The organism is Bacillus sp. AFS077874, from assembly GCF_002566505.1.
GTDB lineage: Bacteria > Bacillota > Bacilli > Bacillales > Bacillaceae_G > Gottfriedia.
This window is the reverse complement of record NZ_NUYF01000006.1, coordinates 29,688-54,143: the sequence shown is the minus strand read 5'-3', so window position 1 is coordinate 54,143 and position 24,456 is coordinate 29,688. Positions and strand designations below refer to the sequence as shown.

Annotated in this window: 26 protein-coding genes; 8 read left to right on the top strand and 18 right to left on the bottom strand. The window is 33.8% G+C overall.

Annotation, left to right across the window (positions count from 1 at the left end; genetic code table 11):
- On the top strand, window positions 1-198 hold the full coding sequence (locus COJ46_RS05215) for a hypothetical protein (protein ID WP_097976774.1): 198 nt from the start codon (window positions 1-3) through the stop codon (window positions 196-198).
- Window positions 199-368: 170 nt separating this feature from the next.
- On the opposite strand, the gene COJ46_RS05210 is transcribed toward COJ46_RS05215, so the two are convergent.
- Window positions 369-698, bottom strand: coding sequence for a hypothetical protein (locus COJ46_RS05210; protein ID WP_097976776.1), 330 nt, complete (start codon window positions 696-698; stop codon window positions 369-371).
- Window positions 699-926: 228 nt separating this feature from the next.
- Here COJ46_RS05210 and COJ46_RS05205 point away from each other — a divergent pair, with 228 nt between their 5' ends.
- Window positions 927-1,694, top strand: a complete 768-nt coding sequence (locus COJ46_RS05205; RefSeq protein WP_097976777.1) for a TSUP family transporter — start codon at window positions 927-929, stop codon at window positions 1,692-1,694.
- Between the two features lie 84 nt (window positions 1,695-1,778).
- Here COJ46_RS05205 and COJ46_RS05200 read toward each other — a convergent pair whose 3' ends face one another.
- From COJ46_RS05200 to COJ46_RS05185, 4 genes are all read right to left on the bottom strand, one after another.
- On the bottom strand, window positions 1,779-2,954 hold the full coding sequence (locus COJ46_RS05200) for a thiolase family protein (RefSeq protein ID WP_097976779.1): 1,176 nt from the start codon (window positions 2,952-2,954) through the stop codon (window positions 1,779-1,781).
- Window positions 2,955-2,999: 45 nt separating this feature from the next.
- Window positions 3,000-3,782 (bottom strand): SDR family NAD(P)-dependent oxidoreductase, encoded by a 783-nt coding sequence (locus COJ46_RS05195; RefSeq protein WP_097976781.1) that lies wholly within the window; start codon window positions 3,780-3,782, stop codon window positions 3,000-3,002.
- A 216-nt stretch (window positions 3,783-3,998) separates the two neighbouring features.
- Window positions 3,999-4,475, bottom strand: coding sequence for a 2,4'-dihydroxyacetophenone dioxygenase family protein (locus tag COJ46_RS05190; protein ID WP_097976783.1), 477 nt, complete (start codon window positions 4,473-4,475; stop codon window positions 3,999-4,001).
- Between the two features lie 190 nt (window positions 4,476-4,665).
- Window positions 4,666-5,454, bottom strand: coding sequence for an SDR family NAD(P)-dependent oxidoreductase (locus COJ46_RS05185; RefSeq protein ID WP_097976785.1), 789 nt, complete (start codon window positions 5,452-5,454; stop codon window positions 4,666-4,668).
- A gap of 143 nt (window positions 5,455-5,597) precedes the next feature.
- Here COJ46_RS05185 and COJ46_RS05180 point away from each other — a divergent pair, with 143 nt between their 5' ends.
- Complete coding sequence (locus COJ46_RS05180) at window positions 5,598-6,503, top strand: LysR family transcriptional regulator (protein WP_097976787.1); 906 nt, start codon at window positions 5,598-5,600, stop codon at window positions 6,501-6,503.
- Between the two features lie 65 nt (window positions 6,504-6,568).
- Here COJ46_RS05180 and COJ46_RS05175 read toward each other — a convergent pair whose 3' ends face one another.
- Window positions 6,569-6,754: a hypothetical protein gene (locus COJ46_RS05175; protein WP_097976789.1), complete on the bottom strand. Its 186-nt coding sequence runs from the start codon at window positions 6,752-6,754 to the stop codon at window positions 6,569-6,571.
- Between the two features lie 30 nt (window positions 6,755-6,784).
- A complete protein-coding gene (locus COJ46_RS05170; RefSeq protein WP_098565732.1) occupies window positions 6,785-8,074 on the bottom strand; it encodes an MFS transporter in 1,290 nt (429 codons plus the stop codon).
- A gap of 475 nt (window positions 8,075-8,549) precedes the next feature.
- Here COJ46_RS05170 and COJ46_RS05165 point away from each other — a divergent pair, with 475 nt between their 5' ends.
- Window positions 8,550-9,323 carry an SDR family NAD(P)-dependent oxidoreductase gene (locus tag COJ46_RS05165; RefSeq protein ID WP_097976792.1) on the top strand — a complete coding sequence of 258 codons (774 nt, stop codon included), beginning with the start codon at window positions 8,550-8,552 and terminating at the stop codon, window positions 9,321-9,323.
- Window positions 9,324-9,442: 119 nt separating this feature from the next.
- Here COJ46_RS05165 and COJ46_RS05160 read toward each other — a convergent pair whose 3' ends face one another.
- The 5 genes from COJ46_RS05160 to COJ46_RS05140 all read right to left on the bottom strand — a co-directional run bounded on the left by COJ46_RS05160 (window position 9,443) and on the right by COJ46_RS05140 (window position 15,579).
- The gene (locus COJ46_RS05160; protein WP_098565731.1) at window positions 9,443-10,393 is read right to left on the bottom strand and encodes an alpha/beta hydrolase; all 951 of its coding nucleotides are present in this window, start codon (window positions 10,391-10,393) and stop codon (window positions 9,443-9,445) included.
- Window positions 10,394-10,531: 138 nt separating this feature from the next.
- Window positions 10,532-11,530 carry a TauD/TfdA family dioxygenase gene (locus COJ46_RS05155; RefSeq protein WP_097976796.1) on the bottom strand — a complete coding sequence of 333 codons (999 nt, stop codon included), beginning with the start codon at window positions 11,528-11,530 and terminating at the stop codon, window positions 10,532-10,534.
- 68 nt (window positions 11,531-11,598) lie between these two features.
- Window positions 11,599-12,888 (bottom strand): MFS transporter, encoded by a 1,290-nt coding sequence (locus COJ46_RS05150; protein WP_097976798.1) that lies wholly within the window; start codon window positions 12,886-12,888, stop codon window positions 11,599-11,601.
- Between the two features lie 87 nt (window positions 12,889-12,975).
- Window positions 12,976-14,031, bottom strand: coding sequence for a TauD/TfdA family dioxygenase (locus COJ46_RS05145; protein ID WP_097976800.1), 1,056 nt, complete (start codon window positions 14,029-14,031; stop codon window positions 12,976-12,978).
- A gap of 33 nt (window positions 14,032-14,064) precedes the next feature.
- Window positions 14,065-15,579 carry a long-chain-fatty-acid--CoA ligase gene (locus COJ46_RS05140; protein WP_098565730.1) on the bottom strand — a complete coding sequence of 505 codons (1,515 nt, stop codon included), beginning with the start codon at window positions 15,577-15,579 and terminating at the stop codon, window positions 14,065-14,067.
- 384 nt (window positions 15,580-15,963) lie between these two features.
- Here COJ46_RS05140 and COJ46_RS05135 point away from each other — a divergent pair, with 384 nt between their 5' ends.
- Entirely contained in the window at window positions 15,964-17,004 is a 1,041-nt protein-coding gene (locus COJ46_RS05135; protein ID WP_176522552.1) for a YeiH family protein, read from the top strand.
- A 102-nt stretch (window positions 17,005-17,106) separates the two neighbouring features.
- Here COJ46_RS05135 and COJ46_RS05130 read toward each other — a convergent pair whose 3' ends face one another.
- The gene (locus COJ46_RS05130; RefSeq protein WP_097976806.1) at window positions 17,107-17,643 is read right to left on the bottom strand and encodes a DUF2179 domain-containing protein; all 537 of its coding nucleotides are present in this window, start codon (window positions 17,641-17,643) and stop codon (window positions 17,107-17,109) included.
- 411 nt (window positions 17,644-18,054) lie between these two features.
- Window positions 18,055-18,678, bottom strand: coding sequence for a TetR/AcrR family transcriptional regulator (locus tag COJ46_RS05125; protein ID WP_097976807.1), 624 nt, complete (start codon window positions 18,676-18,678; stop codon window positions 18,055-18,057).
- Between the two features lie 118 nt (window positions 18,679-18,796).
- Here COJ46_RS05125 and COJ46_RS05120 point away from each other — a divergent pair, with 118 nt between their 5' ends.
- A complete protein-coding gene (locus COJ46_RS05120; RefSeq protein WP_097976809.1) occupies window positions 18,797-21,037 on the top strand; it encodes an MMPL family transporter in 2,241 nt (746 codons plus the stop codon).
- Between the two features lie 61 nt (window positions 21,038-21,098).
- On the opposite strand, the gene COJ46_RS05115 is transcribed toward COJ46_RS05120, so the two are convergent.
- The 4 genes from COJ46_RS05115 to COJ46_RS05100 form a co-directional block, all read right to left on the bottom strand.
- Window positions 21,099-21,401: a transposase gene (locus COJ46_RS05115; protein ID WP_097976811.1), complete on the bottom strand. Its 303-nt coding sequence runs from the start codon at window positions 21,399-21,401 to the stop codon at window positions 21,099-21,101.
- A gap of 291 nt (window positions 21,402-21,692) precedes the next feature.
- Window positions 21,693-22,103, bottom strand: coding sequence for a GNAT family N-acetyltransferase (locus COJ46_RS05110; RefSeq protein WP_097976813.1), 411 nt, complete (start codon window positions 22,101-22,103; stop codon window positions 21,693-21,695).
- A 65-nt stretch (window positions 22,104-22,168) separates the two neighbouring features.
- Entirely contained in the window at window positions 22,169-22,687 is a 519-nt protein-coding gene (gene paiA, locus COJ46_RS05105; RefSeq protein WP_097976815.1) for a spermidine/spermine N(1)-acetyltransferase, read from the bottom strand.
- 28 nt (window positions 22,688-22,715) lie between these two features.
- Window positions 22,716-23,168 carry a MarR family winged helix-turn-helix transcriptional regulator gene (locus COJ46_RS05100; protein ID WP_097976817.1) on the bottom strand — a complete coding sequence of 151 codons (453 nt, stop codon included), beginning with the start codon at window positions 23,166-23,168 and terminating at the stop codon, window positions 22,716-22,718.
- Between the two features lie 124 nt (window positions 23,169-23,292).
- Here COJ46_RS05100 and COJ46_RS05095 point away from each other — a divergent pair, with 124 nt between their 5' ends.
- Entirely contained in the window at window positions 23,293-23,730 is a 438-nt protein-coding gene (locus tag COJ46_RS05095) for a GNAT family N-acetyltransferase (protein ID WP_097976879.1), read from the top strand.
- Window positions 23,727-24,392, top strand: a complete 666-nt coding sequence (locus tag COJ46_RS05090) for a YczE/YyaS/YitT family protein (protein ID WP_097976819.1) — start codon at window positions 23,727-23,729, stop codon at window positions 24,390-24,392. Before COJ46_RS05095 ends, COJ46_RS05090 begins: the two co-directional genes overlap by 4 nt.
- Window positions 24,393-24,456: the final 64 nt, after the last annotated feature.

The following is a 24,456-nucleotide window of genomic DNA, read 5'->3' as shown; positions in this document are numbered from 1 at the left end:
TTGATTGTTGTTGCAAAAAAGATAAGAAAACTCGAAAACATTCCGACAAGCACAAATGTGATTGCGATGAACACCACGAATGTGACTGCTGCGAAGACCATGAATATGACTGCTGTGAAGATCACGAATGTGACTGCTGTGAAGACCATGAGTGTGACCGCTGCGAACACAAGAATTGTGATTGCTGTACAGATGTAATTGCTAAAATATTAAGTGCTGTACAAAATGGTCAATCATTATCTCATTGCGATAAAAAAATTACGATTAATATCAACATTAACAATAAATAAGCAATTTCATGAGATGAATCAACCTCAAACAAAGGCAAAAAAATAGAGTGAAGAAACCTAGTGTTTCTCACTCTATTTTTATTTATTAAAATCGTTTTCCTTTTTTATTGAATTGCCTTTTATTTCTTCTAATGAATTAAGATAAATCTCAATTTCACTCATTTTTAGTTGTATTTCTTTAATTGAATCCTCTAATATTTTCATTAAATCATTTTGTACTTGTTTAATAACTTCATCATTTTCTAGACCATCAAATCGGATAATACGATTAACTTTTAGTTCTTCAAGTGCCATCTTCATTTCGATTTTAGTAACAATCTCTTTCATTAAACGATTGACGTTTTTTTCAAAGTATTTTTCTTTGGCTTGTCCTATTTCTGTAGTTGTAATTTTTTGTCCGTAATTCAATCCATACACACCTCTTCATTAAATTATCACATACCAATATATGCGAAATTTTAGAAAGTGGCACAAGTTGAAATTAAAATCTCACCTATTATAACTTATACGGAAAAAATGTTACTGCTATTTAATTGTGTAAAAATAAAAATAATTCATATATTACTAAATTAATGATTTACTTCGTTTCCTATTTTAACTACTATCAAATTAGTAAATAAAAGAAAGGTAGATTTGATGATATTCCATATTGATCCGTCGTTATTATTAACTTTAATTGTATTTGGATTTTTAGCTGCATTTATTGATTCTGTAGTTGGAGGCGGTGGGCTAATTACTTTGCCAGTATTATTATTTACTGGTCTATCTCCAGCTGCTGCCGTCGCAACGAACAAATTAGCTGGGTCAATTGGCTCTTTAACGAGCACAATCATGTTCTATCGTTCTGGAAAGCTTGATTTGAAATCTGTCTATAAGTTATTCCCACTCACATTTATTGGTTCCATTTTGGGAGCTTGGACAGTTCATTTAATTGACCCTACAGTTCTCAAGCCTCTTATGCTCGTTATGCTTGCAGCAGTTGCTATATATACTATTTTTAAGAAAGATTGGGGAGATACGACTACCAATAAAAAGCTGTCAGTTACTCGTATTATACTGTTTATGCTTTTAATTTTTGGGATTGGTTTCTATGATGGATTCATTGGCCCTGGTACTGGTTCATTCCTAATATTTGCATTTTTAATGATGGGGTTTGATTTCTTAAAAGCTGCAGGCAACGCAAAGTTTTTAAATTTTGGTAGTAATATAGCTGCATTATTAATGTTTATGTACTTGGGACAAATTCATTACGCCTATGGACTAGCTATGGGACTTGCACAAATAGCAGGAGCAATTTGTGGTTCAAAATTCGCTATTAAAAAAGGAAGTGGCTACGTTCGAATCCTTTTTATTACAGTAACCTTTATCTTGTTAGCAAAAAATACTTTTGATTATCTTCATTGAGATAATTATAAGTGTATCTTGTTTATAAACTAAAATGGTAAGCAATTCTTCGTTGAATTTGCTTACCATTTCTTTTTAATTAGATTATACAGCTTCTATGATGATTGAAACTCCTTGCCCGCCACCTACACATAAAGTTGCTAAACCAATTTGTTTCTTTTGACGTATTAATTCATGTAATAAAGTAACTACAATTCTAGTACCTGAACAGCCGATTGGATGGCCTAATGCAATAGCTCCTCCATTTACATTAATAATCTCTTCTGATATATTTAACTCTTTATTTACTGCTAGTACTTGTGCAGCAAATGCTTCATTGATCTCTGCTAATTCTATATCCTGTATTGTTAGATTTGCTCGTTGCAGTGCTTTTTGTGTTGCTGGAACTGGACCAATTCCCATAATCGAAGGAGCAACAGCAGCGCTTGCTACCGAACGAATTTTGGCAAGCGGTTTTAATCCATATTCTCGAACTGCTTGTTCTGATGCAACAATTACAGCAGCAGCACCATCATTTAATGATGAAGCATTTCCAGCAGTCACTGTTCCATTCTCTTTAAAAGCCGCTTTAAGAGTTTGTAGTTTCTCTTGACTAGTATTTTTTATGTTCTCATCTTCTTTAAATAAAATGGTACCTTTTTTAGTTTTAAGCGTAACTGGAACAATTTCATTTTCAAATTTGCCTTGTTCTCTAGCTCTAATCGCTTTTTGCTGACTATTTAAAGCAAATATGTCTTGCTCCTCGCGCGATATACGATAGTCTTCAACTAAATTTTCAGCTGTAATTCCCATATGGTAACCTTCTATTGCACAGTGAAGCCCGTCATGAAAAATTGCATCTACTGTCCTTAAATCTCCCATTTTTTGTCCCCATCTTGCATTCATTACTAAATGTGGGACATTACTCATACTTTCCGTCCCTCCAGCAATTACAACATTCGAATCTCCAGCTAGTATTTGATGATAGGCTAATGTGATTGCTCGCAGTCCAGATGCACATTGTTTATCAATTGTAATCGCAGGTATTGAAACAGGTAAACCAGCATTAATTGCGGCTTGTCTTGCTGGATTCCCTTTAAGCCCTGATTTTAGAACATTACCTAATACTACTTCATCAACACAATCAGCAGATAAACCAGATCGGTGCCATACCTCCTTAATAACTGTTGATGCAAGCTGTACAGCACCTACATCTTTTAATGAGCCTCCGAAACACCCAATTGGAGTTCTGACCGCTTCAACTAAATATACATTCTTCATTAACGATCCCTCTCTTCGTTATATCTTAATCTCAAATATGGCTACTTACACTTTTTCCTCAATCATCTTTCGGGTATAAGTAGTAACCCACTTCCTTGGCAGTATTCCAACAGATTTTGCCATCAGTTTATTTTTAAAGCCTGGAATGATCACAGTTTTATTTTTCATTAAGCCTTCGTAACCACACTTGGCAACTGCTTTTGGATCCATTAAGTTTTTAATGAAAATTTTTGTTCCAGTTGAAGCAAGTCCCTCAGTAAGTGGTGTCTTTGTTGAAGGAGGACATAATACACTAACTTGAACCCCGGTACCTCTTAATTCTTCGGCTATCGCTTCTGTAAAAGATAAAACATATGATTTACTTGCCCCATACATCGACATCCGTGGAGTTGGTTGAAAAGCTGCAGTTGAAGCAACATTTAAAATTTTACCGTGATTTCGCTTAATCATTTCATCCGCTATAAGTCTAGTTAAATAAGTTAAGGAAATCATATTCAACTGTAAACATTCTATTTCTTTCTTAATATCTAATTCTGTCATTAACCCTAATCCGCCCGCTCCAGCGTTATTAATCAATATATCGATATTGGTTCCTTCCCTTTTTAGGTATGTATACAAGCTCTCTACAGTTTCATGATTACTTAGATCACCGACAAATGTATGAACTTCTATTCCGTATTCCTTTTTTAAAAAACCAGCTTGTTTCTCCAACATCAACTCATCTCTAGCAACTAAAACTAAATTATAGCGATGACCTGCGAAAATCTTTGCAAATTCAAATCCAATACCTTTTGTAGCGCCTGTAATTAACACTGTTTCAGCTGGCATATTTAGATGAACCTCCTTATTTTCAAATATTCTAAATTTTTAAAAATATTAATTTATAACTAATTATACTCATAAGTAATAATTAAATAAAATTAAAGAATTTAACTTACAAGTAAGTCTTACTTATATACAAACGCCTTAAGATTATTATTCATAAGAAAAGAGAATCCTGTTCGTCACTGGACGTTTTTAGATTCTCTTTTCATACACTATTTATTAAAATTTAGTCACATCAACAGGTTCGATACCTTCAGATGCACAATATTCATAGTATCTATTTAGAAACGTTTCCCAATTATCTCTAGCAAGAATTTCACCATTCTCACCGATATAATCCAATGTTCCTTCTACAATATTAAAGGTAATAACATCTTCGTCACCAACAGCAGTAGGTGTATGTTTCGATCCAGCAGGCTCATAAACAACGTCACCTGGTTTAGAAATCCAAGACTCTTCTAGATATCTCCACGTTCCTTGAACAGTATATACAATAACTGTTCCGGGATGGAAATGTGCAGGAAGTTGCATTTTCGCAGGTACATATAATAATGTAAGAGTTTGGCCTGTTACAGGGTTTGCTTTAAGTAATTTAAATTTTGAATCACCAAAATAAGGAATCCAAGGCAACTCATCTACATTAATATTTCCAGCATGGTGCACTATTACTTCTTTTATTCCCTTTACATTACTCACTTAAATCCCCTCTTCCAACTTATGTTTTTTAAATTCGGTTATAGTAGTCCCATACATTAGTATGACAACTTAAAACTACTTCGAATCCGTTATTATCATTATATTCATAATTTTCTGTAAAGTAAAATTAGTATTTTTAACTTGTATTTAAGTTTGACTAATTTACAACACTAATTTATTTTGATCAAATTTACTTAGCACCAAGGCCTCCATCAAGAACTAGTATTTGTCCTGTACAATAGTCAGATGCTGCTGAAGCAAAGTAAAGGGTAGCACCTACTAAATCATGATCACTACCTAATCTTCTTAGTGGAACTTGAGTAGCAATGAATGGACCTGCTTTATGTACAAGCGTTCCTGGTATTTCTGGATTATTCATTCCAGTAGTAAAAACGCCAGGAGCAATTGAGTTTACATTAACACCATGACGCCCCCACTTAACTGCTAAGTCCTTCGTTAAAGTCATAACGGCACCCTTACTTGTTGTATATCCAACAGAATCTACAGCTTCAGGATCAACACCTTTAAATCCTATACTAGAAGAAATATTGATGATTTTGCCGTATTCATTATTAATCATATGTTTGCCGACTGCTTGACACATTAAAAACGTTCCTGTCACATTTGTGTCAAGCATGGATTGCCATTGTTCTAAAGGCATTTCTGCAGCTGGCGTTTCAAAAACAGTTCCACTACTATTTACTAAAATTTCGATGGTTCCAAATTGGGAAACAGCTTGTTCTAATCCCTTTTCAATTGATTTGGGACTAGTCACATCTAATGATATAGCTAACGCTCGTCTGCCTAATGCCTCTATTTCTTTCACAACTTCTTCGCAAACTTCTAAACGTCTAGAACAAACTACTACATTTGCCCCTGCTTCAGCTAAAGCTATTGCCATTACACGTCCTAACCCACTTCCGCCTCCTGTAACGATCGCTGTCTTTCCTGTTAAATCAAATAATTGTGCTAATGACATTTTACTCTTCCTCCTAAAATTAGGAATATTCTAATTTTTGAAAATCTTATTGATATTGATTATACATATAAATTATAATGAAAAAAAATTAAAGATTTTAATGTGTAAGTTAGTATCATTAATATTCAAAAAAGGGGACAAACATGAATATTGAGCAATTAATCTATATTGTTGAAGTCGCAAAATACAGTTCCTTGTCAGTGGCTGCACAAAATTTACATGTTACACAATCAACAATTAGCCAGTCCATAACAAACTTAGAAAAAGAACTAGAAATTAAAGTATTTAAACGTTCACGGGGACATGGCGCGGTTCCAACTGATGAGGGAAGAGTCATTTTAAAACTTGCCTATGAGGTTCAAAAGAAACTTGAGGAAATAAAGGAGACAGCTAATTTATTTAACTCTACCGAGGTGGGTGAGCTTAATATATCTTCTTTACCTGGTTTAATGACATTTCTCGTTAAAGCAATCTCTATTTTTAGTCATGATTATCCTCATGTAAATCTTGAGGTTACTGAAAAAAGTGGTACATTAGTGATTGATGATGTTAGACAGCATAAGACTGATTTTGGCCTAATTACATATTCAAGTGATATAGGAGTAAATATGGAAGGAATCGCTTTTGAAGCACTGCTTGATGGAAAGCAAAAAGTATACGTTTCTAAGCATTCTCCTTTAGCTATTCTTGGTACAGTAACCCCGGAAGACATTCTTGATCAAACGCTCGTCATATATAAAGGCGAATTAATGCAATATTTTGTTCAAGATTTTTTTGTCAAATATAAGCCTATGAAAATTCTATTTACAACAAATAATATGGCTGGACTTCTACAAGCCGTAAATGAAAACCTGGCAATTACATTTGCCCCTGATTTTGTCATGCAAAATTATCCATCAGTTATTAATGGTGATATTATTCCAATCGATTTAGTGAACCATAATACTGTTAACATTTCTTTAGGATTAGTTCGATCAGAAGATAAACATTTATCTACATACGCTAACAAATATATTCATTTTTTAAAATCCGAAATTATGAATAGCTAAAAAAGAGAAGCTACTGCGTTCGAAGTGGACGCGAGAGCTTCTCCTTTTATTCGAAATTATTATTATCACGAACTAATATTTTGCTCAGTTTTGACTTTTGTTTCGTTATCGATATGGTCATCAGCGTAAGTTTCAGTGATTTTATCCTGGCAACTCCAGCAGTTACTACGATTTCTCTCCATAATGGATAATTCTTCATTACATTCTACACAGCAATCGATTCCATCAAAGACTTTTCTATTTTTACACATGATCTTTCCTCCTCGATTATTTCATACTTTTTATATGATGACTTGTTCCTCTACCTTGATTGTAGTGCTTGTTTGCTTAGCTGGACGCACGGCGATCCAAAATATTAATCCGAAAACAAACATAACTAAAGACGTCACTAAAAATCCGTAACCATATGCTAAAGACTCACTTCCTGCATTTTCAATAAAATTACCAAATATAACAGGAGCAATAATACTCGTTGAACTTGATATAGCAACATATGTCCCTTGAGCTTTTCCAATGTTTTTTGGTGAAAAGAACTCCATTAACATAGCTGGTGCCAGTGAAAGAATAACAATTGCAAAACCCGGTGCAAGGATGAAGAACAAGATGGAAATTGCACTTGAATTTGCGACACTTCCGATATATAAACAAATAGCAGATGACATCATTGAAATTCCTGCAAGATTTATTCTTGCTTTTCGTATATCCTTTGTTTTGCGGTAAATGCGGTCTGAAATTAGGGCAAATGCAATTTGGCAAATAGCTGCAAAGAGAAAAGGGAATGATACTGCCATTTTTAATGTTTTACCATCAAAATGTTGAACTTTCGAAAAATATGCTGGAAACCAAACCGCTTGGACAGACAATAACCAATATGCACAGCCTGCGCAAACAGCAGTGAAAATAAAATTCTTAGAAAAAATATGAGGAAAAAACTGCTTCCATGAAACCTTATTTGGAATAACTGAGTTTTTTTCCTCTTGCTCATATGTAGAAATCCCGATATCTTTTGGGCTCTCTTTTCCAAAAATCATCCATAAAAGTAAAACAATACATCCGACTGCTCCCATTGCTACAAAAGCGGCTCTCCAACTATATTGGTTAATTAGTGAGATTAATAGTGGAGAAGCAATTGCAGGTCCGATTGTAGCTCCAAAGAGCACGGCCCCAAAACCAATACCATGTCTATGTTTTGGAAACCATTTTCCAATGATTGAAGTTGAAATAGAAATAGCTGGCCCTTCCCCTGCTCCTAATAGCATTCTTGAAAACATTAATAGAGGTAAACTAGATACAAAAGGTGTTGTAAATTGAACGATTAACCATATTAACATAATCCAAGTAAACATCTTCTTCGTGTTTTTAGAATCAGCCATGCCACCAAGAATGAAAGAAGAGATCGTAAAGAACCAGAAAAACGAGCTTCCAACTAATCCCCATTGCGATGGACTTAAATGTAATTCTTTCATTAACGGAACCGATACTAAACCTATGATGATTTTATCAACTTGATTGACCATGCCAGAAGCAACTAGAATTAATAAAATAATCCAAGAGTATTTTGGTGTGTTCAAAAAAATCTCCCTTTCTTTCCTTCTAATTATTGAACATCTCTAAAATGCAACCTGTTTTCTAACTAAAGCGTTTATAACAAATTAACAATTCTTCCGTTTTGGTAAAGCGCTTACAAAATTGTTCTATCACCTTCTCTACCAAATGACAAAGATGCCCTTCCCCCCTTTATTTACATTGATTCAATTCATAACTTTAATTACATTGAAATATTCTTTATATTTATTATATTCATAATTTTCAGTTAAATAAAATTAAACATTTTAACTTACATGTAAATACTACTAATATATGAAATACGTACCATTGTATCATAGGAAACTATCACACCACGATATATTAGTACAACTAAATTACAAATTAAAATCTTTAATTTTATATAAATATTATTTATAGGTACAATTAAGTATAGAAATGAGTAAATACTATATCATTCAATTTTTTCTAGTACTATTGAATCGAACTGGAGGCTGAACAATGGACTTAAAATTACAAGGAAAAAAAGCACTTATTGTTGGAGGTAGTCGAGGTATTGGTAAAGCTGTTGCCCGCCAGCTAGCTCTTGAAGGTGTAGATTGTACGATTTGTTCAAGAAATGAATCCACGCTAAAGATTGCAGCAGAGGAACTGGCACAAGAAACTAGTCGAAATATTTACCCAATCGTAGCTGACACTACCGATCCAGACTCCATCTTAAATCTAGTAGAAAAATCAGCAGCAAAAATGGGAAGCATAGATATACTAATTAACAGTGGAGCCCGCGTTGGTGGTCATGAGCCTGAGGACTTTAATAGTATTAAAGAAGAACTTATTATAAAGGATTTTGAAGAAAAATATATGGGGTATTTTCGTAGTATTAGAGCCGTTGCGCCACATATGATTGAAAACAAGTGGGGACGAATTATTAATATCAGTGGACTAGCTGCTAGGATTGGTGGCAATTACTTTAGCTCTGGTCCACGTAACGCATCTGTCGTCCATTTAACAAAATCTGCATCAATGGAATTAGGAAAGCATGGAATTAACGTTAATGCAATCTATCCTGGAATTGTTGATACTGAAACTTTTAGAGACAAAGTAACGAATGAAGAAGCAATTCAACAAGTTAAATCACTAAATTCTCTCGGTCGCTTGATTACTCCTGAGGAGATTGCTTACGTCGTTACTTTCCTAGCATCACCTTTATCAGCATCAATAACTGGAGAAGTAATACCAGTAACTGGTGGCATCGGAAATACCGTTTATTTTTAATATACTTATTTGAAATGGTTTTACGGTTTCATAGTTTATAAGTTAATAGTTCAAAGAAATAGAGCCTCACAATTTTTGAGGCTCTTTAAGTGCGTAAACAAATTCCTAAAAATTGATTCTCACACTGATTGCAAGCTTTTGTCACAGTCTGATCGTAAAAATTTATCGATCTTAGAAACCGTTGATTCAATATTGTTCGAAAATATTGCCATATGTGCAAAATAGCCGTGGATCATTCCAGGTTCACACACATAATCAACTTGTACTCCAAACTGTTTCAGCCGATTGGCATAGGCTGCTCCTTCATCCCGTAGTACATCATTTTCCGCCGTAATGATTAATGCTTTTGGAAGGCCACTTAAGTCTTTTGCTATTAACGGAGAAGCGTACTCATCCGTCTTATCCTCTTCATTGCTTAAATAATGAGTTCGGAACCAAATTAGCTGTTCTCGATCTAAACCAAATCCTTTCGCAAACAACTGATGTGATTCTGTATTGAACTCAAGATTCGTTGGGGGATAAATTAAAACTTGTCCCGCAATGCTAGGACCTTTTCTGTCTCTTGCAATCATTGTAACGACTGTAGCAAGATTTCCACCTACACTATCTCCACCAACGATCAATCTAGAGACATCCCCATTAAAGGAAATACCATTTTCATAAACCCATTCCAAAGCTGAAAATGCATCTTCCACTGCTGTTGGAAACTTATATTCTGGTGCAAGGCGATAGTTTACGGATACAACAATCCTCTTTGTTCTATTAGCAATTAAACAACAGCTTGCGTCCGTTGATTCAATATCCCCGAGAACCCATCCCCCTCCATGATAGTATATGAATATTGGAAAGGGACCTTGACCTTCTGGCATGTAAACTCGACAATTAATTTCTTCATTATTACTGACTGGAATCATAAAGTCCTCTACTTTTGATAATCCTTCTAGATTTACAAGAGGACGAGGTGACTTTGATAGCATTTCTCTTACAATTTTGGGTTCCAGTTCATGAATAGGTGGCATCTGTTTTAGTACACTTAAAAACTTCTCCGCTTGCGGATCTAACTTTGCCAAACAATATCATCCTCTCTCGTTTTATTTTTAAACTTTTATCCAGACAATTAGTCAATCTAAATGATAAATTGGTGATCTTATTCATGTCATCCCTGAATAAAATCACCAATTACTTAATAAGCTAAATTTCCCTGTTCTTTAGCTATTTATGGGTGCCCCACCAATATAAAACTCAAAACCTGGAGCAATTTTACGACCATTTGGCATCATAAGCCATAATCTTAATAAATGACGTTTTTTACCCTCTTCCTCAAAATCTTCAAAATGAGTACGTGAATGGAAAACAGTATAATTATTAACGAATTGCATGTCACCTGGTTCCATCATCATATCGATATGGAAGTTTTTATCATGAGTAAGGGAATCAATAAAATCAAATGCTTCAATTTCCTCTTTCGACAAATGGATACCTGTTTTCGTTTGTGCAGATTGGACATACTGGCGAATATATCTGCAGCTTAATTTACCATCGAAATAGCTAAAGATTGGTGATTGAACGACAGGTGATTGACCTGGCGTTTCCTCCCCGCGAAGGTCATGGGCAAATGAACGATAGAGAATTTCAAGATATTCTGGTCGTTTTTCCAGAATTTCATTATAGATCGACATCGCACTCGCGATACTACTTAAACCACCAGATTTGGCTTTACGAAGACATAGTAAACCAACCACATCAGCAAGGTCTGTATGATAATCAAGATGTACATTCGTTTGGTAGCCACGTACTTTTGTATTATCGTTAAAGTCCTTGCCTACATTTTTAATATGACCTAGGAGTTCCCCATTTTTACTTTGAATGATTGGCAGTCCTAAATGGAGTCCAAGCCCCCAGTAAATGATACTTGCTTCTTCATCGGAATATCGATCCATTGGCAATCCACGGATTAAAAGAAAACCTCTTCCATTCTCTAATTCGTCAACAAAGTACTTAATTTCGTCAGCTAAATCAGGAATTGGAAAATCATCCTTTTTAAAATCAGGTGCTTTTAACCCTTTTTGTTGAACATATAATACGGCTTTCTCAAGTGCAGCAATTGTTGTATCGGTTAAAAAATAAATCCATGATTGATCCTTAGCAAGATCAATACCTTTCCAAGCAGATCGCCCTTGAATTTTTTCATTTAAAATGACTGACATTAAAACTCCTCCTTCGAAATTGAAGATTATTAATTTAATTGCCCAATAGTTTACTTGCAGATCATTCCTTAACTACTCATTTGCTCCCCCGATTCATTTATTGCGTTTCTTCGATTTGCGGGATGTACACCAAGCCAAAATACAATTCCTATCATCAGCATTCCTAATGAAGAAAAGCCAAACGCGTAATGATAACCAATTGCTTCAGTTAGTGAATGTTGAATAAAGTATCCGAAAACAAGTGGAGCAATAATACTAGATATACTTGCAAAAGCAATGAATGCTCCCTGTGCTTTTCCAATGTTCTCGGGTGAAAAGAACTCCATCAATATAGCAGGAGCAAGTGAAAGGATTACATACGCAAAACCAGGTGCGAGTGTAAAGAAAACAATAGACATCGTAACTGAATTCACGGTTATTGCTAGATATAGACAAATAGCAGATAACATCATCATTAGACCCGCAAGATTAATACGGGCTTTACGAATATTGCCTGTTTTGCGGTAAAGACGATCAGATAGCATAGAAAATCCAATTTGACAAAAAGCTGCAAAAAGAAAAGGCAGGGATACCGCTAGTTTTAAAGTCTGAGAGTCAAACTGTTGAATTTTTGTAAAATAAGACGGGAACCATACTGCCTGAATGGATAATAACCAATATGCACATCCACCGCACAAAACGGTTAATATAAAGTTTTTAGAAAATAGATACGGAAAAAACTGTCGCATTGATACTTTAGGAAGGCTAGACTGGTGCTCCGTTTGATGCATGGCTGGTAGTCCAATTTCTGTTGGACTTTCTTTACCGAAAATTAACCATAAAACTAACACGATTAGTCCAAGAACTCCCATCACTAAAAATGCCGATTTCCATCCTTGTTTATCAATTAATGATATTAATAATGGAGAAGCGATTGCCGAACCCCCGGTCGTTCCTAAAAGAACCGCACCAAAACCTATACCATGCCTATGTTTTGGGAACCATTTTCCCATGATTGCTGTAGAAAGAGCAGGGGCTGGACCCTCACCTAATCCTAAAAACATTCTTGTTATCAAAAGCAAAGTTAGGCTAGAAGCAAAAGGAGTTGCAAACTGCACAATTAGCCAAACCAATGAAAGCCATGTCAGCATTTTTTTCGTATTTTTGGAATCAGCCATTCCTCCAAGTATTATTGAGGAAAATGTAAAAAACCAAAAAAATGAACTTCCTACAACTCCCCATTTTGTTGGACTTAAATTTAATTCTTTCATTAAAGGAACAGAAACCAAACCAATGATAATTTTATCGACTTGGTTGATCATACCGGTAAGAACTAGAAATAATAGAATTACCCAAGCATACTTTGGAGTTTTTGACATACAAGTATATCCTCACTTTTCACTATTTAAGGAACACCTTTTCCAAAAAAGGAAAAGGTGTTCACACTCATTCTTACAGAAGTTAAATTACTTTAAAGTTTCAACAATTCCGCCCGCTGTTTTATTACGTGCAGGAACACCGCCACGACCTGGTTTTCCAGTATTTTCGTCAAAAAACATTGCGAAATCCGGAGAAATTTCACGGCCATTTGGCATCGTGAGCCATAATCTTAACAAATGACGTTTTTGATCTAGTTCTTCATAATCTTCGTATTGAGTTCGTGAATGAAGAACCGTGTAATTATTTACAAATTGCATATCACCTGGTTCCAGCATCATATTGAAATGTAAATTTTCATCATGTAGTAGAGAGTCCAGTAAATCTAATGCTTCAATTTCAACTTTTGATAGCTGGATACCCGTTTTCGCTTGTGCTGACTCGATAAATAAACGAACATATCGGCAACTTAGTTTTCCATCATAGTAACTAAAAATTGGTGACGTAAATATTGGCGATTCTCCTGGCCCCTCTTCTCCACGGCGATCAAAGTTAAACGGACGACATAGTATTCCTAAATATTCTGGGTTCTTCTCTAGAATTTCGTTGTAAACTGCCATCGAGCTTATAATGCTACTTTCCCCCCCTGATTTCCCTTTTCGTAGACTTAATAAACCTACTACATCAGAACCATCAGCATGAAAAGGAAGATGCAGTTTCGTTTGGTAACCACGAACGTTTGAATTTGCTAAACTAAGACCTTGATCTCTAACGTGCCCTAAAAGTTCACCATTCGCATTTTGCGATACTGGAGTGCCCATATGAAGGCCAAGGCCCCAATAAATGATACTTGCTTCTTCATCTGTATATCTTTCAATCGGTAAACCTCGAATTAATAGAAATCCCCTTCCATTCTCAAGTTCTTCAACAAAGTAATCAATTTCATTTAAAAGATTTGGAACTTGGAAGTCTTCTTTGTTAAAATTTGGTGCTTTTAACCCTTTTTGTTTAACATGTGCTAGTGCATTTTCAAGCTCAACAATTGTTACCTCAGATAAGTGATAAATCCAAGATTCATCTTTTGCTAAGTCTGTTCCTTTCCAAGCTACTGGCCCTTTAACCTTTTCCTTTAAAATTGTTGACATAATGAATCCTCCCTTTATGAATGATTTATTTGTTTACTTCACTTCAGTCAATTCTCTTAACTCTCTACGCAAAATCTTCCCAGTTGAATTCTTTGGTAGCTCTTTAAAAAATTCTACATATTTAGGAAGCTTGTATTTAACTAGCTTATCTTTACAAAATTGAATAATATCGTTCTCTGTAAACTGTTCATCTTTAACTACGACGTATGCTTTTACACTTTCTCCGTATTCTTTATTAGGTACGCCAACTACTGCTGCCTCTACAACTGCGGGATGTTGATATAGTACTTCTTCCACTTCACGAGGATAAACATTGTAACCTCCAACAATAATCATGTCCTTCTTTCGGTCAACAATGTAGATGTATCCATCTTCGTCCATTATTGCGAGATCACCGGTGTAAAACCACCCGTTTTTAAAAGCAGCCAATGTAGCTTCCTGCATTCCTAAATATCCCTTCATTACATTTGGTCCTTGAACAACCAATTCTCCAACCTCGCCTCTTGGTAATTCTTCTCCAAATTTATCTACTACTTTGCTTTGAACAGCGGGAATATTTCTTCCGATTGAACCTGGTTTCCTAATTCCTTTTAATGGATTAATTGCAACAAGTGGGGCTGTTTCAGAAAGTCCATATCCCTCTAATATAGGTACATTGAACTTACTTTCAAATTTTTGCAGAAGCTCTACAGGAATCGACGCACCACCTGAAATACAAATACGAATGGATTTGAAATGCTCCGATGAAGCTTCAAGTAATTGATTAATAAAATTGTACATCGTAGGTACTCCTGCAAATACCGTGGCATTTCTTTTATGAATGGTACCTACTACATCAACTGGGCTGAATTTAGGCTGAATTATAACTGTTGCGCCACAAGTAATCGATGCGTTCAAACAAATTGTCATACAGAAAACATGGAACATTGGCAGAACAGCCACTACTCGGTCGTTTTCATCCAGTTCAAGCAATTTAGAAATAGAATCTGCATTCGAAGTCAAATTTCGATGTGTTAACATTGCACCCTTTGGTTTGCCTGTAGTACCTGATGTGTACAGAATAACTGCTAGATCTTCTTGATCAATAAATGGACTTCCAATTACACTTGTTCCCGATTTCATAAGGTGTTCCCATGTCCATTCCTGTTTCTTTGCTTCTGTATAAATGACTAAATTTAGATTAACCAACTTTTTCTTTAGATCTGATAACGTTGGCTCAACAGATTCATGAGCAATAACCGCTTTTACTTGACTATTTTCTAATATGTAGCTGATTTCATCTTGGGTAAATAAAGGATTAATTGGAACAACAAATGCACCTAGTCGCAATATTCCATAGTAAGCAATGAGAAATTCTGGGCTATTTCCTAATAAAAGGGCAACCCCATCTCCTTTGCCGATTCCTTGTGCAGACATTCCGGTAGCAAATTGATTTACAAGCTGATTTAATTTCCTATATGTAACACACTGATCACCATACATATAAGCAATACTATCCGGGAAATTAATAGCGCTTCTATTTAAGATTTCGTATAAGTTATTGCCCATTAAGTGAATTTTCCCCCTTCCAACCACTTGAAAGTGTTTTATAAATTAATTATTTTGAATATTTGAAATATTACTACACTAAGTATACTCATAAATAAAAATGAAATAAAATTAAAGATTTTAATTTGTATGTAAGTCTAACTAATATTAAGATGTTGTTCATATAATAAGGTCCCATTAAAACACACTTTATAAGATTCACCTAGCTCTAAAATAAAAAAACAAAGCCCAAACTTAAAAAGGCTCTGTTTATTTATAGTTAATTTATACCTTCTATTTCTAACTATCGTATTTCCTTATCATAACTATAATAATAATTTATTTTCCTTATGATAAAAGATTCGATACGATAATAACATAGAACGCCACGAGGAGATGGACAAGATGGAACAAAAAGCAATAATCAATACAAAACCAGAGCAACAAAAAAAGCCTATTAAACAGTTAAATGTAGCAATGATCTATGGAGTGGCTTTTACATTCATCATAGCTGTTCTAGGTTTTCTATTGGCAAAGTTACCAGGGTTCGATCATATTGGACCACTTGCTTGTGCCATTTTACTTGCTTTAGTATATAGACAATTTTTTGGTTATCCTGAAAAATTGCGCGCAGGAATTCAATTTTCTTCAAAAAGACTTTTAAGATTTGCCATCATACTGTACGGTTTAAAACTAAACATAGTTGTCATTTTTAGTGATGGTTTGCCTTTATTACTAAAAGGGGCTGGAACAATTATATTTTCGATTGTTGTTCTTTTGCTTATAGCAAAATGGCTTAAAGCAGACTTTAATCTGTCCTTATTATTAAGTATTGGAACAGGCATTTGTGGCGCCGCTGCAATCGCTGCCGTATCTCCAATAATAAAATCTAAAGATGAAGACACAGCTATGGCCGTTGGGATCATAGCATTAGTCGGCACAATTTTTTCCATCATTTATACTCTAATCTATCCTTTATTACCGATTAGTCCAACTGAATATGGAGCTTGGGCTGGAATAAGTCTTCACGAGATTGCACATGTTGCTTTAGCAGCTGCTCCTGCAGGTCAAGATGCTCTCGCTCATGCATTGCTTGCCAAACTTTCTCGTGTTTTTCTATTAATTCCGGTTTGTTTTATCCTTTTATTCTGGATGAAAAAGAAAGGAAAATTAGATGGAGAAACAAAATTGGAGTTTCCATGGTTTTTAATTGGATTTGTAATTATGAGTTTTGTAGGGAGTTACGTCCTTGGAAAAGAAGTTCCAGTATCAAATAAAACTATGTCAGACGTTGCTGTTTTCACATCATTTATTTTAACAATGTCTATGACTGGTTTAGGATTAAATATTAACCTAAAAGAATTACGTACAAAATCATTACTCCCTCTAATCGCCATAATCATTACATCAATTCTTCTATCTTTCGTTACATTTATTTTGGTTTAATTAGCTCCTTAATTGACAGCCAAACACTCTTTAAATCATTAAATAAAAAAATCAGAGAAACTATACGCCAGTTTCTCTGATTTTTTATTTACTATATAGTGTCTATAATACGTTTGATTTATGTTTTGCTTTCTTCATTGCGTTTAATAAAAACCCACCCTTAAACCTTCTCGCTTCATACGAAATAATAAAGGCACTTGGTTCATATTGTTCAATAAGATCCATTAGTTCGGGTTCTCTATTACGTTTTGTCAATATATCCAAATGATAACGCTCGCTGTCCCTTCCTTCGCCTTGGAACACAGTCACTCCGAATCCTTCCTCGCGAAGTCGATTAATTAGTAGTTTATTTTTGTTCGTCAAATTAACTACTAGTGTCGTGTAGCCAATTGCTAAGCGATTTTCTACGTAACTGCCAATTAGAATGCCAATTCCAAATCCGACAGCATAAACAACCATTGATACAGTACTTTGATCTCCGGAAAAAACAAGCGATAATCCAAATACGTAGATAATTGCTTCTAAAAAACCAAAAAGCGCAGCAGATACACTCAACCCTTTTACAAGAAAAATTGTTCGTAATGTTAAGACAGGTACATAAATCAATTGCAATAATAAGATTAGTAAAATATCTTTCATTGTAGACACCTCAAAGTTTAAATTTTGGACAGCAGATTTAGGTATTTATTTGTTTCATCCTAAGCCTTGCTTTTAAACTTTTTTTAAGGAATCAAAGTGAAAGCCTAGTTGAAAATTATTTGAATAATAAAGCTGAGCTGATGCGTAAACAATGTGATTTTTTGTATTATTTACCAGTTGTAGTACTTAATTCAACTTGTTCAGTTAAATTCCTGCTTATCTTTAAGGACATTAAAAGATTACTGTACAAATAAACCGAACCTACTATTCTAAAACATACTCATGAGCCTTTTATTAGTATGTTATTTTCACTTTCTTGCTCTTTACTTACACATGAGCCTTTTCTCAATTTTGAATATGTTTTATTTAACACGCAAAAAAAGAAGATTTACTCAAAAAGTAAATCTTCTTTTATTTATTGCCCATTATTCCATTCCAAAAGAAGTCTATGATCTGTTCAGCCATTTCATCTATTGTAGGGAAAATTGAATTTTGATCTGTATCCTTATAATTTCCAACCGATAAAATTGCTAAGAACAATTGGGTATAGAATGTTGGATTCCCTTTAGGTATTTCTCCATTCTCTATTGCCATTGTCATTGCTTTTTCGATCACATTATACATCATTTCTTCAGCGTTATTCATCTGTTGTAATTGCTCATCTGATAAAGAGACTTTCGCTTCTTTCGTAAAAGCTTTTAAATCAATTTCAAAAGTTGCTCTTAAATGGACTTTTACCATTTCGTTGAGATTTTCTTTTAACGATTTATCTGTAGATAAAATCTCAGCAATTCGATCACTTATTCGAAGCATCATTTGAACCATTGCATCCGTAAAGAGATCTGCTTTTGTTGGATAATAATAATAAACCGTTGCTTTGGTCACACCACACTTCTTAGCTACGTCATCCATTGAAACTAATTGATATCCGTTTTGAAGGAACAATTGGATTGCATTTTCAACGATTGTTGTTTTTGTAGGCTTTTTTTTTGAATCCTGCGGTGGTCTTCCAAGAGGCCGTTTAATTTGTTCCAATATGATTCTCTCCTAACCTTTTAATTCCCCTTCATTATAGCATAACAAAAGTTCTTGATTAATTAACTGACCAGTATATATAATTAAGATAATAAATTTTACGTGAGGTGAATTCCATATGAAACAGCACCCCTTTCATTCTTGGGGCAAATTTGTAAGTAGTAAACGTACAAGATGGATAACATTGTTGGTGTGGGTTTTATTAACGGTTGTATTATCATTTACTTTTCCATCTGTAAACGAAGTAGAAAACAATACAGCAGATAACTTACCTAAGCAATCCATGTCTCAAAAAGCGGATCAGCTAATAAAAAAAGAATTTCCAACTGATTCTGGAAATCCTTTATTAATTGTTTGGAACCGTAAAGACGGTCTAAGTGAGGACGATTACAAAGTCATTCAAACTGTTTATAAAGAACTTAGAAATAATCCATTAAAAAATCAATTAACATCTCCGTCATATGATTTAATGCCTATCCAGGCAATTAAACGAAGTTCTTCAAAGGATGGTACTACAATCATTACAGCCGTTCTTTTTGATAAAAAAGCAGATGATAAAGTACTACAAAAAAACATCAACAAAATAGAAAAGCTAATTAAAAATAATTCTGGTAATAACCCAGTAAAACGAAAATTAACAGAATCAGGTCTAAAAGTCCGCTTTTCTGGCCCGGTTGGTATTCAAACAGACGCTGTAAGTTTATTTTCACAAGCCGATGTTAAACTTTTATTATCAACAGTATCACTTGTATTAGTTTTCTTAATCCTTCTATATCGTTCACCAATTATGGCAATTGTCCCGTTAATAGTCGTTGGTTTCGCGTATGGAATCGTAAATCCATTATTAGGCTTTTTAGGTGATAAAGGTATTATAACGGTGGATTCCCAAGCCGTTTCGATTATGACAGTTTTATTATTTGGTGCAGGTACTGATTATTGTTTATTTTTAATATCTAGATATCGTGAGTATTTACTTTTGGAAGAAAACAAGTATAAAGCTCTTCAGCTCGCAATCCGAGAATCTAGTGGAGCCATCTCGATGAGTGCTTTAACGGTCGTTATTGGATTAGGTACACTCTTATTAGCTCAATATGGTGCTTTCCATCGTTTCGCAGTACCATTTAGTTTGGCAGTACTTATTATGGGTATTGCTTCAATCACAATCCTACCTGCCCTACTTTCTATTTTTGGTAGAGTTTCATTTTTTCCTTTTATCCCAAGAACAGAGGAAATGGAAGCATTAAGAGCTAAGAAAAAAGGCAAATCAATTAAGAAATCAAAAATCAAAGTAACATTTAATCAAAAAATAGGAAAAGTAGTTACTCAAAAACCTTGGACAATTATTCTAGTCTCGATCATGCTTTTAGGAGGGCTAGCTCTATTTGTACCTCGAGTACAATACACATACGATTTACTTCAATCATTTCCTAAAGATATGCCTTCAAGAGAAGGTTTTGATTTAATATCTGACCATTATTCATCAGGTTTATTAGCACCTGTTAAAGTAATAATCGATACAGAAAATAAAAATATCCCTATAAAAAAAGAATTAGAATCACTTTCATTCGTAAAAGATGTATCTGATCCTATTACAGGTAAAGAGAATAAAAAATTACAATTATATGAAATTTCTCTAGTCGATAATCCATATTCTATTAAAGGATTAGAGAGAATCCCTCAACTAGAAAAGAAAATTAAGAAACTATTGAACGAATATGATATACAACAAGTAAATAAGCATTACTGGATTGGTGGAGAAACAGTAACAAATTTAGATACAAAAAATATAACTGAGCGTGATGAATCCGTGATCATTCCGGTAATGATTGGATTAATTGCATTATTACTGTTAACTTATTTACGTTCCTTTACAGCGATGATTTACTTAATTCTAACCGTCATATTATCTTATCTTTCAGCATTAGGTGCTGGCTGGCTAATTCTTCACTACGGATTTGGGGCTAGCGCGATACAAGGTTCGATTCCATTATATTCCTTTGTATTTTTAGTAGCATTAGGTGAAGATTACAATATATTCATGGTTTCGGAAATATGGAAAAATAAAAAGAAACAAACTCATCGCGAAGCAGTTTCTAATGGCGTCGCAAAAACCGGGGCTGTTATTTCATCTGCTGGATTAATCTTGGCCGGTACATTCCTAGTATTAGCAACACTACCTATTCAAGTATTAGTTCAATTTGGAATTGTTACTTGTATTGGAGTATTAATTGATACATTCATAGTTCGTCCACTTTTAGTTCCAGCAATTACTACCGTATTAGGTAGATTTGCATATTGGCCAGGTGAACTTTCGAAAAAAGAGTATGATTCAAAACTAGAAATGCAAATAGAAAAATAACGATAAAAAAACACCATAATGCATGCTATAGAGAAATGATGCGTTGTGGTGTTTTTGTACTTTACTTATTAGTTTGATTAAGCTGTTTCATCATCAAATTAATCAATAGATATAAGCCATATATACCTAAGTAAGAGCCAGCAATTAAAAAATAAATATTAAGAAATACAGCATGGATATTAGTCATAAAAACAACATCATGTTTTATAATTTCATAAATTGATATTGCTGAAATTCCACCAAATACTACATAAGAAATGATTGCGATCAAATTAAAGATTGTGTTAAACATTCGATTAAATCTGGCTAATCCAGTCATAATAATAGGAAAAAAAATAATTGAACAAAATATTAAAGTTTTCAAGTGCTTACTCCATTTTATTATTGAATATTGTTAATTTTATTCTTTACCAATTTTGATTAACTATCCAAATTGACCGCTCATTTCATTCTCCCCCTAAAATTAACCAAAAAAATACCAAAAAAGCTTGGTGACTAGTCAAGCTTTTTTGGATAACCGTATGAAAAAGGGGTGGGGAATTATACATAAGGTTTTATGACACCATAGATCAATACCGGGGTTATTTGTATTGAATGTTATCATAATTAAATGATAATGATTATCAGTATCATCGTCAACCTTTATACTTATCTACTATAAATATTTCTCCATAATGACGTAATCTTTCCCATCTTTTATAAAACTGGTATTGGTTTCTATCAAACCAAATTTTTTATAAAAACTCACTTTATTCTTTCTAGCATTACACCAAATTTTCTTCACGCTATTATTCTGAACTTCCTTTATTACATAATTTAACAACTTACTCCCATACCCTCTACCTTGTTCTTGTTGAAGAGTTGCAAATTTACGGAACTGACATTCTCCGTTCGTTATAAAAATAGAAATAACTGAAATTAAAGTAAATCCTTCAAAAAGGCCATAATGAACCCCTAAATCATCATCTTTCAATTTGATATAATCAAAAGGCTGATCTGCCCACATAACTTTATGCCTTATTTCCCATACATCTTCCTTTTTTACTTGTCTAATCGTCGTTTCCATTGTTCTCTCCTTTGTGTTCTTTACCATTAATCAGTAGTTGAGAGATTATTTTAATGTGGACAATTTTACCCAAGTGTTTTAGTCATGATAAAGTCTATTTGTTCTTCATCACCCATATAAAATGAGTGTGATCCAGTGTGAATAAATCCCATTTTTTTATAAAATGCGATCGCATTTTCGTTTTTTTCCCATACGCCTAGCCAGATTTTCTTTTTATTAAGTTCCTCCGCAATTTCTATGGCTTTATTAAACATAATTTTACCAAGCCCATGTTTTTGAAACTCCTTCTTTATATAAATACGCTCGATTTCAAGTGATTCAGAACCCATTTCTTCGGATTGGGCATCGTCTGTATTGACCTTTAAATAGCCAGCGATGGTTTGATTTAAATGAATGAAAAAGAATTGCGAAGACTGATTTAACAATTCTTCTTCTATTTGACTTAAATTAAACGCTCTTTCTAAATAAGCATTCATATTTTCTAGCGTATTTTGATCCTTAAATGTCTCATTAAACGTTTCATAACCGATTTGTAGAAGTGTGTTTGAATCTTTAGAGCTACACTTTGTTATTTTGATCGTCATATTAATCCGTCTCTCCTCTTATCTAAAATCAATAATTTCTCTTGTTTCCCTTTTTTACAAATTCCCAGTCTTTTTCTACATTTTTTCTTACCTTTTGAAGTAGAGTAAAAATGGTTTCAACTTCTATTTCGGACAGTCCCTCTAGTGCAACGATATTAGAATAATCGTTTTCTCTTTTTATAAATGGATAAACATTTTCCCCTTTTTCTGTTGCAAAGAGTTTTTTTATTTTTTTGTTCTCTTTATCCTCTTTCTTTTCAATAAATCCATTCATTTCAAGTTTTTTTATAGCACGCGCTGCTGTTGTTCGATCTACTTTTATCATCTCAGCTAATTTTTCTTGAATGATTCCTGGATTTTCAGCTATTCGCACTAGATATAAATACTGCCCTTTTGTAAGGTCATGCTCTTTAAATTCAATATTACTGATCGAATCTAGAGCCCTTGCGATCATTCCAATTTCACGAAGAATTTCCTTCATAAATAACTCCTTAGTATTAATTTTGTTGTAAATGCAATAAAAATGATATATATTGAATTTAACTTATTTTTGTTGCATTTGCAATAAAACAAAAAAATTTAATTAAAAGGGACTGATAAAAATGATGAATACAAAAAAAATAATGAATGAAGAAGAGCTAAAAATAGCATTTGCAATAAGGAAAGATATATTTGTGAAAGAACAAGGTGTACCTCTAGAAGATGAATTTGATCAATACGACAAATTGAATGGAGATTGCCAACACATATTAGTTCATTACAATGAACAACCAGTCGGAACAGGAAGAATTAGGTTTGTTGATGGAGTAGGTAAATTGGAAAGAATCTGTATCCTTGAGTCTTTCCGAAAATTTGGTCTTGGCAAAAACATTATTAAAGCTTTAGAAGAAATCGCGGAAGAACAAGGAGCTTCGAAAGTAAAATTGCATGGCCAAACACATGCAGAAGGTTTTTATAAAAAACTTGGTTATCATACTTCCTCTGATGTCTTTATAGAAGACGGGATTCCTCATATTCTAATGCTAAAAGAAATAACTAAATGATAAAGCGATTAATTAAAGCGAAACATGTCTTTTACGTATTAGGAATTTTAATATTAACCTTAGGTATTTCAATCAACATACAATCTAACCTTGGAACTTCACCTTTTGATGCACTTTTAGTAGGGTTATCCAAAAATGTGGGGTTGACTGTCGGAAGTTGGGAAATCATCATTGCTTTACTTCTAATATGTATAAATTCTTTTTTAAAAAGACAAAGACCAGAATTTTTAGGATTAGTAACTGCCTTTATTACAGGTATCGGTATTGATATGTGGCTTTATTTATTACACAATTTAGTAACACCTGAAATTTGGTATGGCAAAACAGCATGTTATAGTTTTGGATTAGTTATTTCAGGACTCGGAACTGCAACCTATTTACACACAAACTTTGCACCTATTCCAGTGGACCGATTAACATTAATCCTACAAGAATTAACAAGAACAACTATCTTTATTTCGAAAACAGTCATTTATCTCATTTTCTTAATAGCTGCCTTCATTTCAAATGGACCAATTGGCATTGGGACGATGCTAACCGTTTGTTTTGGTGGGTTAATACTTAATTTCTTTATGCCACTTACAAAAAAATTTTTAGACCGCGTATTATCACAACATAGTACATCTTCTAACTTTGAAAAAGAGAAAAATCTTTCTATATAGAATGTACTAGATTACTTTTACTCATAAATCTACACTCTTCGGAAACACTATCTTTGGAGGTGAA